11 protein-coding genes are annotated in these 15398 nt (G+C 42.7%); 10 read left to right on the forward strand and 1 reads right to left on the reverse strand.

The genetic code is table 11. The features are described from left to right. Positions 1 to 136 precede the first annotated feature (136 nt). The 4 genes from NSQ99_RS05155 to NSQ99_RS05170 all read left to right on the forward strand — a co-directional run bounded on the left by NSQ99_RS05155 (position 137) and on the right by NSQ99_RS05170 (position 3116). On the forward strand, positions 137 to 1045 hold the full coding sequence (locus NSQ99_RS05155) for an ABC transporter ATP-binding protein (RefSeq protein WP_340835515.1): 909 nt from the start codon (positions 137 to 139) through the stop codon (positions 1043 to 1045). Continuing rightward, complete coding sequence (locus tag NSQ99_RS05160) at positions 1045 to 1755, forward strand: ABC transporter permease (RefSeq protein WP_340835517.1); 711 nt, start codon at positions 1045 to 1047, stop codon at positions 1753 to 1755. The genes NSQ99_RS05155 and NSQ99_RS05160 overlap by 1 nt, the downstream gene beginning before the upstream one ends. Beyond that, a complete protein-coding gene (locus tag NSQ99_RS05165; protein WP_340835519.1) occupies positions 1756 to 2487 on the forward strand; it encodes an ABC transporter permease in 732 nt (243 codons plus the stop codon). Between the two features lie 86 nt (positions 2488 to 2573). Beyond that, entirely contained in the window at positions 2574 to 3116 is a 543-nt protein-coding gene (locus NSQ99_RS05170; RefSeq protein WP_251669191.1) for an HPP family protein, read from the forward strand. 99 nt (positions 3117 to 3215) lie between these two features. Here the strand turns inward: NSQ99_RS05170 and NSQ99_RS05175 are convergent, their stop codons facing one another. Then, positions 3216 to 5561, reverse strand: a complete 2346-nt coding sequence (locus NSQ99_RS05175; RefSeq protein ID WP_340835522.1) for a glycoside hydrolase family 2 protein — start codon at positions 5559 to 5561, stop codon at positions 3216 to 3218. A 716-nt stretch (positions 5562 to 6277) separates the two neighbouring features. Between NSQ99_RS05175 and NSQ99_RS05180 the strand changes: the two genes are divergently transcribed. The 6 genes from NSQ99_RS05180 to NSQ99_RS05205 all read left to right on the forward strand — a co-directional run bounded on the left by NSQ99_RS05180 (position 6278) and on the right by NSQ99_RS05205 (position 15398). After that, a complete protein-coding gene (locus NSQ99_RS05180; protein WP_251669187.1) occupies positions 6278 to 8353 on the forward strand; it encodes a hypothetical protein in 2076 nt (691 codons plus the stop codon). Positions 8354 to 8530: 177 nt separating this feature from the next. Further along, positions 8531 to 11344 carry an extracellular solute-binding protein gene (locus NSQ99_RS05185; RefSeq protein ID WP_340835526.1) on the forward strand — a complete coding sequence of 938 codons (2814 nt, stop codon included), beginning with the start codon at positions 8531 to 8533 and terminating at the stop codon, positions 11342 to 11344. Positions 11345 to 11386: 42 nt separating this feature from the next. Beyond that, positions 11387 to 12316 (forward strand): carbohydrate ABC transporter permease, encoded by a 930-nt coding sequence (locus NSQ99_RS05190; RefSeq protein ID WP_251669183.1) that lies wholly within the window; start codon positions 11387 to 11389, stop codon positions 12314 to 12316. A gap of 1 nt (position 12317) precedes the next feature. Continuing rightward, positions 12318 to 13208, forward strand: coding sequence for a carbohydrate ABC transporter permease (locus tag NSQ99_RS05195; RefSeq protein ID WP_251669181.1), 891 nt, complete (start codon positions 12318 to 12320; stop codon positions 13206 to 13208). A gap of 101 nt (positions 13209 to 13309) precedes the next feature. Then, positions 13310 to 14722 carry a hypothetical protein gene (locus NSQ99_RS05200; protein WP_340835528.1) on the forward strand — a complete coding sequence of 471 codons (1413 nt, stop codon included), beginning with the start codon at positions 13310 to 13312 and terminating at the stop codon, positions 14720 to 14722. A gap of 52 nt (positions 14723 to 14774) precedes the next feature. After that, positions 14775 to 15398 (forward strand): Yip1 family protein, encoded by a 624-nt coding sequence (locus NSQ99_RS05205; RefSeq protein ID WP_340835530.1) that lies wholly within the window; start codon positions 14775 to 14777, stop codon positions 15396 to 15398.

Below are 15398 nucleotides of genomic sequence, written 5' to 3' on the forward strand. Positions count from 1 at the left end.
TCCGTAAGACTAACCACTAAGCAGAACTTTCCCAAAGTACAGGGGAAGGTTCTGTTTTTAATTTAAACAAAATTTAACCTTTCCCCACACCTCACTTTAACCTTGCCTATTTATACTTGCTTTAGAGGTGAAAAACATGAGTATTATTGTACAAACAGAGCAATTAACGAAAACATTTCAGAAGCAGCAAGCGGTTGATCATGTCGATATGGTCATTCGTGAAGGGGAAATTTACGGGTTTTTAGGTCCGAATGGGGCAGGGAAAACGACGACCATTCGTATGCTGCTTGGATTAATGAAACCTACATCTGGCACAGTGCGCATCTTTGGTAAGGAGCTTCAGAAGAGTAAGCTCGACATTTTGCGTCAGGTCGGCTCGCTCGTTGAAAATCCATCCTACTATCCGCATCTTACCGCATATGAAAACTTGAACGTTGTGCGTGAGATCGTAGGCGTATCGCATAAGCGCATTAGTGAGGTATTGGAAACGGTGCGCTTAACGGAGGCTGCTCATCGTAAAGTTAAAGGCTTCTCGCTAGGGATGAAGCAGAGATTGGGCATTGCCGCAGCATTGCTGCATCAGCCGAAGCTACTTGTGCTGGATGAGCCAACGAACGGACTAGATCCTTCGGGCATTATTGAGATTCGTGAGCTTATTAAAAGCTTGCCGCAGCAATATGGCATGACTGTACTAATATCCAGTCATCTCTTATCCGAAATCGATCAAATCGCTACAGCGGTAGGCGTGGTGTCAAGAGGAAAGCTAATCTATCAGGATCAGATGTCGAATTTGCGAAAGCTGGCGCGCTCTACAATTAGAATTCAATGCAGCGAGCCTGGCAAAGCGGTTGCTGCGCTAAAGCAGCTGGAGCTTGCCGCTGCTCATGAGCAAGAGCAGCTTATTCTAGAAAACTGCTCGAATCGCAGTGTGGCAGATGCGGTCTCTTTACTCGTTCATCAAGGACATGACATCTATCGGGTGGAGGAAAATAAACAGTCGCTCGAGCAAATCTTCTTAAGTATGACGGATGGGGTGAGTTTATAATGCTCAGCCAATTACTTCGATCAGAATGGATGAAAATTAAGAGAAAAGGTCTTTGGTTTCTAACCGTATTAGGCCCGCTAGGTGTAGTCGGTTTGACGATGGTGAATTATGGCGTTCGCAAAGATTATTTGCTGTCAATAAGCGATGACGACTGGTCGGTTTACTTAGACAGCATTCTTAGCTTAACCCCACTTGCACTCGTATTAGGTATCGTCATCTTGACGTCGATGATGGCAAGCATAGAGAACCAAACGAATGCCTGGAAGCAATGGCTGGCGCTACCAGTCAATCGATCGTCAGTCTATCTATCAAAGTACGTAATCGCGACAACGCTATTATTCGTATCCTCGATTATTCTAGGAATCGGCACGACGTTATACGGACTAACGCTGGGACTGGGCGATGATATTCCGTGGCTGCGGATTGTGCAAGTCAGCTTTTATCCGTGGCTTGCGTCACAGGCGCTCATTGCGTTTCACCTGTGGGTTGCGGTCGCTAACAACAATCAGGGCATCACCGTGAGCATAGGGGTAGTCGGAGTAATTCTGACTTTCATGGCCTTTTTTCTTCCCGATTGGTTCCTATGGAAATGGCCAACATTAGCGAATGATTGGAATAATCCTTTCATCAATATCGTACTTGGCATTAGTGCTGGCTTGCTGCTGTTTATAGCTGGCATGTGGCACTTCTGTAGAAAGGATGTGAGCTAAATGAAGGCATTGCTGAAGACAGAATGGTTTAAACTATGGAAAACGAATATCGTTCCCTTTATATTGCTGGCACCTCTAATCGTACTGGCGATTGCTTTGAATGTTAATGTTGATGCAGAGGAGCTAACAGGTCAAAAGTACGTGTATGCAGCGATAAATGCGAATCTAGCTTATGGCGTTTTGTTTTTGCCGCTAATGATCGGTGTGCTTGCAACGCTAATTTGTCGCTATGAGCATCAAGCAGGGGGCTGGAAGCAGCTGTTTGCTTTACCAACGACGCGGGGAAAGGTATATGTAGCCAAATTCCTAATCGTTAGCCTATTAAGCTTATGTATGCAGCTGCTTGTGCTGCTCGCACTGCTAGTGGCTGGCTTGTTGAAGCAGTATGGTGAACCATTCCCGATAGAGCTGCTGATACGCGGTACGATAGGGGGCTGGCTTGCAACACTGCCACTAATCGCGCTTATGCTGTTTCTTTCCACGCTGTTTCAATCCTTGGCTGCTTCATTTGCTGTAAATGTCATCTTTACGATTCCTACGATGCTTGTTCTGAATTCGGAAGATCTTGCGCCCTTTTATCCGTGGGGACAGCCTTTTTTGATGATGTATATTACGGATAATGAGAGTGATATTTTCTATGCTCCGTGGGAGCAGCTCATCACGGTCATTGGAGGTAGCTTTGTCTTGTTTTTTATAGCCGGCTTTATTTACTTGCAGCGCAAGGAGGTTTAGTAGGTCAACGCTTCACTTAGATAAAATTGACAGGTAGTACGGTTCATTGTATATTGATGGATGGGAAATGGAGGAAGAAATATACAATGAATCGTACTGCAACAAAGACAGGGCATGTGATGCACCGCTATATCTCGAAGATGGCGGGCAGAGGGAATAATCCATCCACCGTTGACATCAAAGATATGCTAACAGTCGTAATAGGCGGGACGGTTACCATCGGAATATTGCTTTCATTAACTGGCTTTACTGAAACACTATGGATTATGGCGCCATTCGGAGCGAGCTGCTTGCTTGTGTTTGGCGCATGGCAGGTGCCTTACTCTCAGCCGCGTAATGTAATTGGTGGGCATTTGCTCTCAAGTGCAATCGGTATAGCTGTGCACGCATTATTTGGCTATTATGCATGGACGCTTGCACTAGCCGTTTGCGTCTCATTAATTGTCGTCATGCTGACGAAAACGACGCACCCGCCTGCCGCGGCTAATCCGATCATTATTATCGCAGGTGGCTATAGCTGGCAGTATCTTGTTACGCCAGTCCTTATCGGATCGGTAACGATCGTAATTATGGGATTAATCATTAACAATTTACGCAGCAATCGAGCGTATCCTACATATTGGCATTAAACGATGGACTAGCTGCAATAATTATCATTTAACGCAAGAAGGGGCTGTTCAGCAAGTAAGCGGATGCTTACTCGCTGAACAGCCCTATTTATTTGCCTGCTATTTCAACTCTGGAAACAAATTCACTTGTTCGATGATGATCTGCTCATTCGCTTTTGTGCCTTCTAATTGAAGCTGAACAGAAACACTGGTAACCCCATTATGCGTCAGCGTAAATGGCAGCTTGATCGTGCCGCTAGAATCAAACGTTTTCTCTAATGATCCGCCAGACAAATAGCTGGATTTAAGCACAATTTTTCCTGCTACAGCATCTTCTGGACTGCTTAATTGAAGCTCCAATACATATTTGCCCGCTAAGAGATCAAATGCATTTTGCTTCAACATAATAGAGTCTGATGCATTTAATGTGAGCTGCAGACCTTCCTCAGTAGGCGTGACCGACTGTTTATTAGAGGAGATAACCTGCCATTCCTCAATACCCCGTTCAAAGCGAGGATTCATGATCCGATTCGCACCGCGATCTGTTGCTTCCTGGAAGTAGTAATAGACAACCTTAGGTGCACGATTATTCCAATCCACCATTCCCATTCCCGACAGGCGCTGAGGATCTCGGCTTGTGTACTCCATCTTGCTGCGATAATCCTTTAGATTCCAGAAGGTGTAGCCTGCTGTAAATGGATAAGTAACGGTTACGTCCCAATGGGCAGCAAAATTGCCTGCTTGCCACTGCTCGCGTGCGCGATCGCCTAAGCTCGACCATGTTCCATTCTCTGATAGAATGATAGGCTTGCTAGGGTAACGCTCGTGGATTTCTAGCAATTTCTTTCTGTACTGCTCGGCGCCGTAATCCTCAGATTCGCCACCGTGGAAGCCATAATATTGGTTGAATCCGATAATATCGGCCGCTGACATGGACATATCAACCGGATGATGCTGGGTATTCGAAGCGTAGGTGACAGGTCTCTTCTTAGGGTCGACCAATCTTACCGCATCTCTCATATCGTTAAACCATGCCAAATGTGTCGTATTATTCGGTGTATTTTCATTCGCTACACTCCAAATGATGACAGAAGGATGATTCACCTGATTCCAAGCCATAGCGATTGCTTTTTCGCGTGATAACCCTTTTTCGTACAATTGATGACCGATCGCCTGCTCACTCAACCAGTAATTCTCGATCTCATCCATGACAAAGATTCCGATCTGATCAGCATACTCATAAGCATATGGATGACGATTGTAGTGAGCATTACGGATAAGATTAGCGCTCGCGCTTTTAGCGACATCAATCTCTGCACGATATTCCTCAGGTGACATGGATCGGCCTGACTCTTTGTTCTCATCGTGCCAGTTTGTCGCCTTGAACCATTCTGGAGAGCCGTTAACCAGCACCTTTGCATCTCCAACCTCTACGTCTACCGCGCCATATTGTGTTTTGAGCCGATCACCATTTACAATTTCAGCTGTTAGCTGGTATAGGTTGGGTGACTCTGTTGACCACGCCTCGATATCCGGTGTATCAAATTCAAAGCCAACGACCTTTACTTCATCCGCACCTAACGTTACGCTTTTCGTTTGAGCTTCTATATTGTCCACACCTGGATGAACCTGCACATCTAGCGTTGCAGCTTCTTTGCTGTAGTTTAGTAGGACGACAGAAGCACGGACTCGTTTCTTAAGAGGAGAAGCATCTACAATGACTTTAGAGATCGTCTGTGGAGCTGTCGCCTCCAAGTAGATATCTCTAGTAATGCCGGAATAATCCCACCAGTCAAACCCACCAGCTGGCAGAGCTCCAACATCTTCATGGTCGTGTGCTGGTCTAATAATTTGGACAGCGATGATATTGTCTTCGCCATAATTTAAGTAAGGCGAAACATTGAAGGAGAAGGGCGTTGCGCTGCCTTCATTCACTCCAACCTTCGTTCCATTGATATAAACAACAGAATGATAGCCCATTCCTAGCGCGTTTAATTTAACGAATTTGTCGTTCCAATCTTGTTCGACCTTAAAGACTTTACGAAACCAAAATGAACCGAATGTATATTGGTATTTCTTATTATCGTAGGCTAGGTCAAGACTTGCTGGAACGGGTTGCACAGACCAAGCGGAATCATCATACGTAGTATCGCTGCATGTAAGATCAGCTTGGGGACAATTGATGTCATCCTCATGTCCGAATTTCCATTCTCCATTCAAGGAAATATATTGTCTGCGTTCTTCATTCATCTTCCAAGTAGAAAACTCAGGGATTGGTAATCCATTTTGATAGGCTACCTGCACGCCATCATGCTCAATCAAATGGACAACCGTATTTTCTACTAGCATGTCAGTATCACTAGTTATCATTTTTTTCTCCCTCATATTCATAGTTAAAGTAACAAGACAGACGATAAACAAGACTGCAACTAAGGCAATCAGGAGCATCTTTTTTTGACTTGTCATTCACACCCTCCAGTTACGAATAACATACCCTTTATGAAACCCATTTCATAAAGGGCTAAGAAGACCCAAGAAAATAACAAATTCAAGAGAGAATAATTCATGAATAAAACAAGAGTAAAACAAGAGTAAAACTAGAGTAAAACAAGAGTGAAACTATACAAGAGTAGAACTATTCAAGAGTAGAACGATGAAAGAGAAGTATGATTAAAGTGAAGAACAGTTTGCTTATAAAATTTGCTGGATCATCATAGAAAGCGGTTACATTTACACCATTATACGAAGGACGTCATTAAAAAACAACGGTTATTTTCAAAATTTTTGAAGTTTTTGTGTTGATAGCTCAGTAAGGCTTGGTCAGAATGGCATTAAAATTTTTGTGTTGACAATATAAAGTATGAGGCGATAAAATGGCATCAAACAAGAGATGAACTAATTCACCTATTTTTTTTGAGAGAAGTGAAACCCCTTTCATAAAACGGGTTACATTATGATTAATTTTGCAGGGATCATTTGATTAAGGTTATGAATAAGGGGAACGGATAGGAAGGTGATAAAAGCTTTTTTTGAATGAATGTTGCTTGGAAATTAAAGCGCTTACTTTTTACTTTATGTGTGGTGTAAATGAGTCATTCGTCAACTTCTGTCTAATCATAATGTTTTTCTTTTTCTGATCGAACGATTGGATTACAAATTACGAAAACAGGGGGATGCAAAGTATGGTAAGTAAATCAAAAAAAGCTTTTACGTTGTTAACGACATTAGTTCTAATTACTACAGTATTGCTCAGTGCTTGTTCTAAAACTGAGAATACCCCGAAACCGACCAATAACAATACCAATACAGAAAACACAGAGCAAACAAGCAACAATGATCAGCCGAGTGGAGAGCCGACGGTTATCGTTTTTGGTACTCACTGGCAGCCTGGAGATGACCCAAGCTGGACAGATCCAGTAACTGGTGAGCCAGGTATGCCACCAGATCAGCTTGCAGCGAGAAAAGCAGCTGAAGAAGCCGTGTTAAATGAACTAAACGTAAAAATAGAGTGGAAGCAATATCCTGAGGATATCCGTGAATCATTGCTGAAATCTGTCCTTGCTAACGATCCTATCGTAGACATTGCTTTGCTATGGGGTGGTTCTCAAGGGACATTGCTCGGACAAAATATCTTCCAGCCACTAGATCAATATAAAGACATCTTTGCAGATCCAGACCACGAGTGGATGTTTGGTAACCAAATGTTCGGTGGCGTTTATTTCTTGAACTACATTCTTGAATTCGTGCCACAATGGCCGCTTGTCTACAATATCGACTATCTAGATCAGGTTGATGCTTTGAAGGAAAATGGTCAGACTGTTTATCCACATGACCTTTGGAAAAAGGGCGAGTGGACATGGTCAAAATTCGAAGACTACTTAACGAAAATTAACGAGTTCTATGCTAACAAAATGTCTCCAGTTAGAACGGATGTGCCTATTAAAGCGTTCCAAACGGACTACAGACAAACAGCCTATCATGCAATCCACTCCAATGGTAGTGCGGTGTATGGCGAAAATGGCCTAACAGCTGATTCTGCAGAAGCAAAGCAAGCGATTGAGTACATTGATCGCCTGACGAATAAAAACTTAATGTTTACAGCTAGATACAATGATAGCGAGCCTGGACCAGGCTGGACTTGGAATGCGAATGATTTCGGTAATGGTGAAACGGTATTTACGAATATGGTTCCTTGGCTAGCAGCTGGCGCAGGTCAGGCATTAGCTGAGCGTGGAGAGTCTATGGGGGTTGTTCCATTCCCAAGACCAGATCATTTGTCTGCTGATGATCCGAAGTACCAACAGCACGTTGCTCCTGGTAACCAAATGGCTGTACTGAAAGGTATTGACGAAGAGCGTACAAAGCTTGCACTTGAAGCATACAAAATCTACTGGTCAACTGCATATAAAACATTGGCTAACAGTGATAAAGCGCTTGACTATTTAACGACTCAAGCGAAGGCTGCAGCACTTAACTTTGGTTTAGACGTAACGAACGAAACCTATGGTGAGGCAGTAATGGAAGCGTTCCTTGCTCTATCTGCAGATCCCGTTCCAAACGAGTTTGCAACGATTCTATCTTGGGGCCCAATGTGGGAAGAGCAAATCATGGGTAGCTCGATTTACGGCTTAAACGGCACGCCAAAATATGCAGCTGCAATTGATGCGAATAAAAACCGTATTCTTGACGCGATGAGCTCGACGGAAAGCGCATTGAGTGCTAGTGCGCCTGTAGATAATATGCCTCCGTTCTTTACAGAAACGGTTACTCCGATTGCAGTAGCAGCAGGAACTGATCCAGCAACTGTGAATTGGAATGAATTCGTAAAAGCTGAAGATGGTGTTGATGGCGACATTGCATTTGAAGCGGTTGCTGTAGATACGAGTGCCATTGACTTTACAGCAATAGCAAAATATGAAGGCGGCTTAGCGTTAAGTGTGAAGGATGCTGCTGGCAACGAAGCAAGCAAAAAGTTTAATGTCGTTATTTACGATCCAAATAACACAACTGCACCTACCATTACAGCAAAAGCAGAGTATCGTACGGTTAATGTAGATGAAGATGTTTCAGCGATTAACTGGAAGGATGACTTTATTGATACTGCTGCTGATAAAGACGGCTTTGATGTAAAAGCGAATCTAACGGCTGATGTAAGTGAACTGGATGCAACGACTCCAGGTGAATACGATGTAGTAATTACAGTTACAGACTTTGCTGGAAATACGGCGAATTTGACGCTGAAGGTAAAAGTTGAGTAATTAACGAGGTAGTTCAAAAAGTCCTCCTTTGAAAGCTGGACTTTTTGAACTCGCACTATAAGGTTGTTGAACCGCAATGATAGCGGCACTTCGTAATTATCACGGAGGTAAGGTATGGGCCTGAAAAAAAGAGCGTTCAGATTCAGTATGGTTTTAGTCTTAGTTTTAGCCATGTTCATGCCTGCAGGGCTAGGGTCAGGTAACACTGACCCTGCTTTTGCTATTGAGCTGGAGAAGGAAAGCCATGAATATATTGAGGATTCATACGGCGAGTACCTCTCAGCACAAGGGTATGAAGGGAACATGGCATCCGCTGAGGTAAAGGTGGATGTGACGACGTTTAAGGCGCTTGATGGTATGGAAGCGTTAGTTAATGGGGAAACGGTTACAACGGGTGAACAAGGCGCGATTGAGTGGTCTTTTCAAGTGAAGGAAGCGGGCTTCTACAATCTTTCACTGTCGTATATCCCAGTAAAGGGTACAAACTCGAAAATTGAAAGAAAGCTCCTTATTGATGGTGAAAGCTATTTTAAGGGCATGAATCAATTAGTGTTTAACCGTGTATGGGACAATAGCAACGGGGAAGCCATCATGGAGCGAAACGGTAATGAGATTAGACCTTTAGCGGTAGAAAAGCCGCGATTGACGACGGTGTATATCGGTGATGCACAAAAAAGAAATCTAGAGCCCTACAAATTTTATTTTAGTGCCGGCACACATACGATTACGCTTGAATCCGTAAAAGAGCCTATGGAGATTCATGATCTTACGCTAAAGACTGCTCCACAAGTAAGATCCTATGAAGAAGTGCTGAGCGAGTGGAAGCAAAAGTATAGCGTGTATAGCAAGGAAAACCTTGTCTACCAAGCAGAACGTATCGATGGCAGCACATTAGGTATTGAAAAGTCATCTGTGGACATTACGATGGCTACTGATTATAGCAATCCCAATACGGAGCCTTATCATCCGTACAAAATTAAGCTAAACGCTATTGGCGGACCCAACTGGAGAACGCCCGGAGATTATATCGAGTGGAAGATTGATGTGCCAGAGGAAGGCTTGTACCACCTATCCTTCCGAGGCGTACAAAATACGAACCGTGGCGTAATGTCCTATAGACAACTAAAAGTAAATGGTGAAGTTCCATATCGTGAAGCGATGGCTGTGCCGTTTGCGTTTCACTCTGGATTCGTCAATTACACCATTGGACAGGAAGATGAAGAGTATTTTGTTCTGCTGCAGGAAGGGGAAAATACGATTTCCTTAGAGGTTGTGTTAGGTGAATTTGCAATGCCTCTATCCGAAGTAGAAAAAAGTGTATTTGTTCTTAACGATCTTTATCGAAAAACTGTGCAAATTACTGGACTAGTACCAGACCACTATATTGATTATGAAATTACGAAAAAAATTCCTAACTATTCTGAGCTTTTCCAAGCTGAGAGTGAACGCTTGAAGCGGGTTGTTGACGAATTAGTGAGAATCACCGGCGAAAAGGGCGAGAAAACAGCAATGGTCGAGAAGATGCAGGTACAGGCAGCGGGGATTGCAGCTAAACCTGACACAGTCATTAAAGAGCTCGGTACGTTAGCAAACAATATTTCTTCTTTAGGGACTTGGATTACATCGATTTCTGAGATGCCTTTGCAGCTTGACAGCTTCACATTATATGCTCCTGGATCTGAGCTGAAAAAAGCGAAGCCAAACTTTTTTGTTAGCGCATACAACAGTGTGTCTCGATTTTTCTCTACATTCTTTGTAGACGAAACAGAGATGTTTGGAGATACAAGTGAGGATGCCATTACGGTGTGGGTATCGTCTGGTCGAGATCAGGCTCAAATTATTAAAGATATGATTGATCAAAAATTTACTCCGCAAAGTAATATTCCAGTCAATTTAATGCTTATTCCCGAGGACGTTATATTGCCAGCTACTTTAGCAGGCAACGGTCCAGATGTGGCATTGTCCATTCCGCAAGACATGGTTGTTAACTTCGCCATGCGTAACGCCCTAACGGATCTTTCAAAGCTAGAGGGATATGATGCTATAGCCGAAAAGTTCTATGATAGCGCACTTCGTACGGTTACGTTCCAAGAAGGAGTATATGCGCTGCCAGAGCAGCAAACCTTCCTCATGATGTTTTACCGCGATGACATTTTATCGCAGCTTGAGCTTACACCGCCAAAAACATGGGATGACGTAGAGCATGTTATCTCAGTGCTCCACGCAAACAACTATGATTTTTACATCCCAGGTCAAGAGCTAGTTCCTTCTATGGTGTTTCAATACGACGGTGATCTATTCAAGGGTGAAGGCAACGATTACGGCATAGAGAGTGCACTGACGGAAGACAATGCGATGAATGCATTCAGTCGTGTGACACGCTTCTTTACAAGCTATCGCCTGCCTGTTTCTGCTGATTTTCCAAACCGCTTCAGAACGGGTGAGATGCCAGCTGGTATCGCGCAATACACGACCTATAACCAGCTAGAGGTATTTGCTCCAGAGATTAGAGGTCAATGGTCCTTCTCTCCACTGCCTGGTATAGAGCGAGCGGATGGCACAATCAATAACCAGGTCGTATCGAGCACAATTAATACTGTTCTTCTTGATGATGCTGACAACAAAGAGGCTGCTTGGGAGTTTATGCAATGGTGGCTGTCGACAGAAACGCAAACAGAATATGCCAATGCATTAGAAGCGATTATGGGATCTGCTGCTCGTTATCCAACCGCAAATGTCGAGGTACTCGATCAACTACCGTGGTCAATTAAGGATGCCGCACAGATTAAAGAACAGTTCGAGGCTACTGTAGGCGTGCCAGAGGTGCCTGGCGGATATATGACAACGAGGGCCATTGATTATGCGTTCCGCGGCGTCGTTACGAGTGGTGAAAGTCCACGTGAAGCCTTATATCTGAACAACAAGCAGATCGATAAGGAGCTTACAAAAAAACGTCAGGAGTTCCATCTATCCTATATCAGCAGTGATTGAAGTACGTCTTGCAATCTATGGGAAAAGGAGTAAACAGAGAGTATGCTGACAAATCAAACAATCACGCGAAGAAAAAACAATAGGTCATTTTCGAAGATATGGAAAGAGCATGGGGCGAAGTATCTATTAATCATGCCGTTCGCGATACTATTCATCGTGTTCACTGTGATACCAGTAATGGCTTCAATGGTTATTAGTTTTACATCCTTCAATATGCTTGAAGCTCCTTCATTTGTCGGATTTAGAAACTATATTAATCTCATAGTTAATGACGATATATTCCTGATCGCCGTAAAAAACACATTGTTTTTTGCATTGATTACAGGGCCAATCAGTTACTTAATGTGTTTTGTGTTCTCTTGGTTAATCAATGAGCTTACCCCTAAGGTTCGTGCCATTATGACGTTAGTGTTTTATGCACCTTCTATCTCAGGTAATGCCTACTTAATCTGGAAGCTTATCTTTTCTTCCGATATGTATGGTTATGCTAACTCCTGGCTGCTGCGCTTAGGCTTTATAACAGAACCCATTCTATTCTTTGATAATAAGGATTACGTATTTCCAATTCTGATCCTAGTTCAGCTTTGGTTAAGCTTAGGCGTCAGCTTCCTGGCCTTTATTGCCGGACTACAAAATGTAGACAAAACGTTGTACGAAGCAGGCAGCATTGACGGCATTAAAAATCGTTGGCAGGAGCTATGGTACATTACACTGCCATCGATGAGACCTCAGCTTCTATTCGGAGCGGTTATGCAGATTACAGCTTCATTCTCGGTATCCCAGTTATCGATTGAATTAGCTGGATTCCCATCCGTTGAATACTCAGGTCATACCATTCTGACGCACCTACATGACTATGGCTTCATTCGATATGAGATGGGTTATGCTTCTGCGATTGCAACAATCTTATTCTTTACGATGCTGTTTACTAACATTATCGTGCAGAAAGCATTAAGAAGGGTAGGTGCGTAATGTGAGTAGTATTGTTGCGACAATAAAAAAAGCTTATGTATCTAGAAAATTCAAGCGTAGAAACAGAAGCATTATGGGCGATATGTCGCTAACGATCCTTTTAGGGTTGTTCGGTCTATTCAGCGTATGGCCCTTAATCTTCATCATTAATAACGCGTTTAAGCCGTTGAATGAGATCTTTATCTTTCCACCACGATTGTTCGTAATGAGTCCGACGCTTACGAATTTTCAGGACTTATTCATCGTCATTGGAAATTCGTGGGTACCGATCACGAGATATATTTTCAATACATTTTTTATTACAGCGGTAGGTACGCTGGGCTCGGTTATTATTGGCTCAATGGCAGCCTTTCCACTTGCAAAGTATGTTTTTCCTGGCTCCAAAACGATGTCAAAGCTGATTGTTTACTCTCTCATGTTTAACGGTACGGTAACGGCTTTGCCGAACTATATCATTATGTCAAAGCTGCATATGATTGACACATATTGGGCATTGTTGCTGCCTTCTATTGGTGGAACGCTAGGACTATTTTTGATGATGAACTTTATGGTTCAGGTTCCAGATGCCTTAATTGAAGCGGCTAAAATTGATGGTGCCAAGGAGCTCACGATTTTCTGGCGAATTATGATGCCATTATCTCGCTCGGCTTGGATTACGTTAATTATTTTATCTTTCCAATCGTTGTGGGGAACGACAGGCGGGGGCGTCATCTTTACGGAGAAACTGAAGCCGGTCAGCTATGCGTTATCACAGATCGTTAATGCAGGTATAGCGAGAACGGGGGTTGCTTCTGCTGTTACATTAATCATGCTTGTTGTACCTGTTGTCGTATTCGTTATCTCTCAAAGTAATGTAATCTCAACGATGGCTACTACAGGTATTAAAGAATAAGCGAGATTGAGATAACGATCAGCAGGTCAATAAACATATGGAAAGGAAGTCTAGCAGCGATGAAGAAAAAGAGGGTTTTATTATTCGTTTTAATATTATGTATGCTTCTTCCCTCCACTCCAGTGTTCGCTGAACATACGCAAGAAACGAATTACATCTATGACTATTGGGGCGATACCCCGAGAAGTCTGCCTGCTTTTGAATGGATGGATACGATCGATCAAGGTCAGCTCGGGCAGATTAAGATGGGGAGTATCGATGATGTATTTGTAAGCAAGGATGAACGTATTTTTCTAGTCGATACATTGGAAAGTAGAGTGAATGTACTAGACGCCAACCTACAATTATTGCAATCCATTAAACTCATTCGAGACGAAAACAATAAAATTATCGTTGATGCTGCCAACAAACAGCTCATGCTAGATAAGCCAGAAGGGGTATTCTATCATGAATACAGCGATGAGCTCTATATTGCGGATACGGGAGCAGAGCGGATTGTTGTCCTAGATGGTCTTACCTATCAATTTAAGCGTATCATCGAACGGCCAGAAAATATGGTCGGCGCTACATTATTCAAGCCTTCCAAAATCGTGGTAGATAAGGATGGAAAAATTAGCGTCATTGTCCAGGGCAGCTACGAAGGCATTATTGAAATTCATAACAATGGAAATTTCTCTAGATACTTTGGCTTGAACAAGCCACGAGTGAATGTGATCGATCATTTCTGGAAAACAATCGCAACAAGTGAGCAAAAGGAAAAGATGGAGAAGGTGTTTGCTCCAGCCTTTAACAACCTTTCGATTGATTCCGAAGGTATGATCTACGCAACAACCTTTGATTCTTCTGCTCAGGATAAAGTGTTTCGCTTTAATTCCAAGGGCGAGAATGTACTGATGGAGAATGGTTACTTTTGGGTCATCGGTGATGTGAATTACTTGTCGGCAGATGATCGCAGCCAATTTGTCGATATCGCTGTTTCAGACTATGGCGTGTATGCATTACTAGACAAAAACAAGGGCAGAGTATTCCTTTACAACTTTCAAGGAGATCTATTGAATATTTTTGGCTCGATTGGATATTCGAAGGGTGATGTAAGGGAACCAACCTCTATTACATGGTTTGGCGACAAACTAATCATTACGGATAAACAGTTTGCCATCGCACACGTGTATCAACCGACAGAGTTTGGTGAAGCGGCATTGTATGCAGAGAAGCAGTATTACTATGGACAATGGGAAGAGGCTGCAGAAAGCTATGCTAAAACCATTGAGCTGAACAGTAACTATGATATTGCTTATACAGGAGTAGGTAGAAACTATCTCATGCAGGATGAATATGAAGAGGCGATGTATTATTCCAAGCTAGGCAACGCACGCAGCTATTTCTCAAAAGCATTTGCAGGATATCGCAATATTTTCATTCAAAATAACTTCATTTGGCTTGTGATACCGTTTCTACTCTTTGCTGGTTACTTGATTTATTCGGAATACAGATATAACAGGAAGAACGGTTAAGCATAGTTCCATAACCTATTAAATCCGTTTAGAAAGGGTATGATCTGTATTTATGTCTATTATCGAAGATGGAAAACTGATGTTTCATGTGTTATTGCATCCATTTGATGGATTCTATCAAGTCATTAATCATGAGAAGAAAAGATATATCCTTCCTACCTTAATTCTGATTCTTGTCGGTATTGTTGGTGTTTTATCCTATCAATATACAGGCTTTATCTTAAATACTTTTCCGATTCACTATATTAACAGCGTAACGATTTTTATTACGACCTTGTTCCCGATCGTCCTGTTTCTTATCAGTAATTGGAGCATTACAACGCTGTTTGATGGGAACGGCTCCATTGGCGACATATTCATCGTGATGTGTTATGCCTTAGTGCCGAAGCTGCTTTTTGATATCTCAGGCATTTTACTAAGTAATGTCGTGACGATGGAGGAGGCACCGCTGTTAAATGCCTTTACGATGATTGGCACGGTATGGTTTTGCTTTCTATTGTTCTGCGGGCTTTGCGTGGTGCATGAGTATACGGCATTAACGAATGTGTTGACGCTCATTGCTACATTCATCGCAGCTGTTATTATTATCTTTCTTGCGATGCTGTACTTTACATTAATGGGTAAAGTGATTGGATTTGTATATTCCGTATTTAGTGAAATAACAAAAAGGTGGTGA

It is taken from the genome of Paenibacillus sp. FSL W7-1287 (assembly GCF_038004245.1).
GTDB classification, from domain to species: domain Bacteria; phylum Bacillota; class Bacilli; order Paenibacillales; family Paenibacillaceae; genus Pristimantibacillus; species Pristimantibacillus camelliae.

Bases quoted from the DNA above. Each gene is read 5' to 3' on its own strand.
- NSQ99_RS05155 (WP_340835515.1), top strand. From the start codon at position 137: ATGAGTATTATTGTACAAACAGAGCAATTAACGAAAACATTTCAGAAG.
- NSQ99_RS05160 (WP_340835517.1), top strand. From the start codon at position 1,045: ATGCTCAGCCAATTACTTCGATCAGAATGGATGAAAATTAAGAGAAAA.
- NSQ99_RS05165 (WP_340835519.1), top strand. From the start codon at position 1,756: ATGAAGGCATTGCTGAAGACAGAATGGTTTAAACTATGGAAAACGAAT.
- NSQ99_RS05170 (WP_251669191.1), top strand. From the start codon at position 2,574: ATGAATCGTACTGCAACAAAGACAGGGCATGTGATGCACCGCTATATC.
- NSQ99_RS05175 (WP_340835522.1), bottom strand. From the start codon at position 5,561: ATGACAAGTCAAAAAAAGATGCTCCTGATTGCCTTAGTTGCAGTCTTG.
- NSQ99_RS05180 (WP_251669187.1), top strand. From the start codon at position 6,278: ATGGTAAGTAAATCAAAAAAAGCTTTTACGTTGTTAACGACATTAGTT.
- NSQ99_RS05185 (WP_340835526.1), top strand. From the start codon at position 8,531: ATGCCTGCAGGGCTAGGGTCAGGTAACACTGACCCTGCTTTTGCTATT.
- NSQ99_RS05190 (WP_251669183.1), top strand. From the start codon at position 11,387: ATGCTGACAAATCAAACAATCACGCGAAGAAAAAACAATAGGTCATTT.
- NSQ99_RS05200 (WP_340835528.1), top strand. From the start codon at position 13,310: ATGCTTCTTCCCTCCACTCCAGTGTTCGCTGAACATACGCAAGAAACG.
- NSQ99_RS05205 (WP_340835530.1), top strand. From the start codon at position 14,775: ATGTCTATTATCGAAGATGGAAAACTGATGTTTCATGTGTTATTGCAT.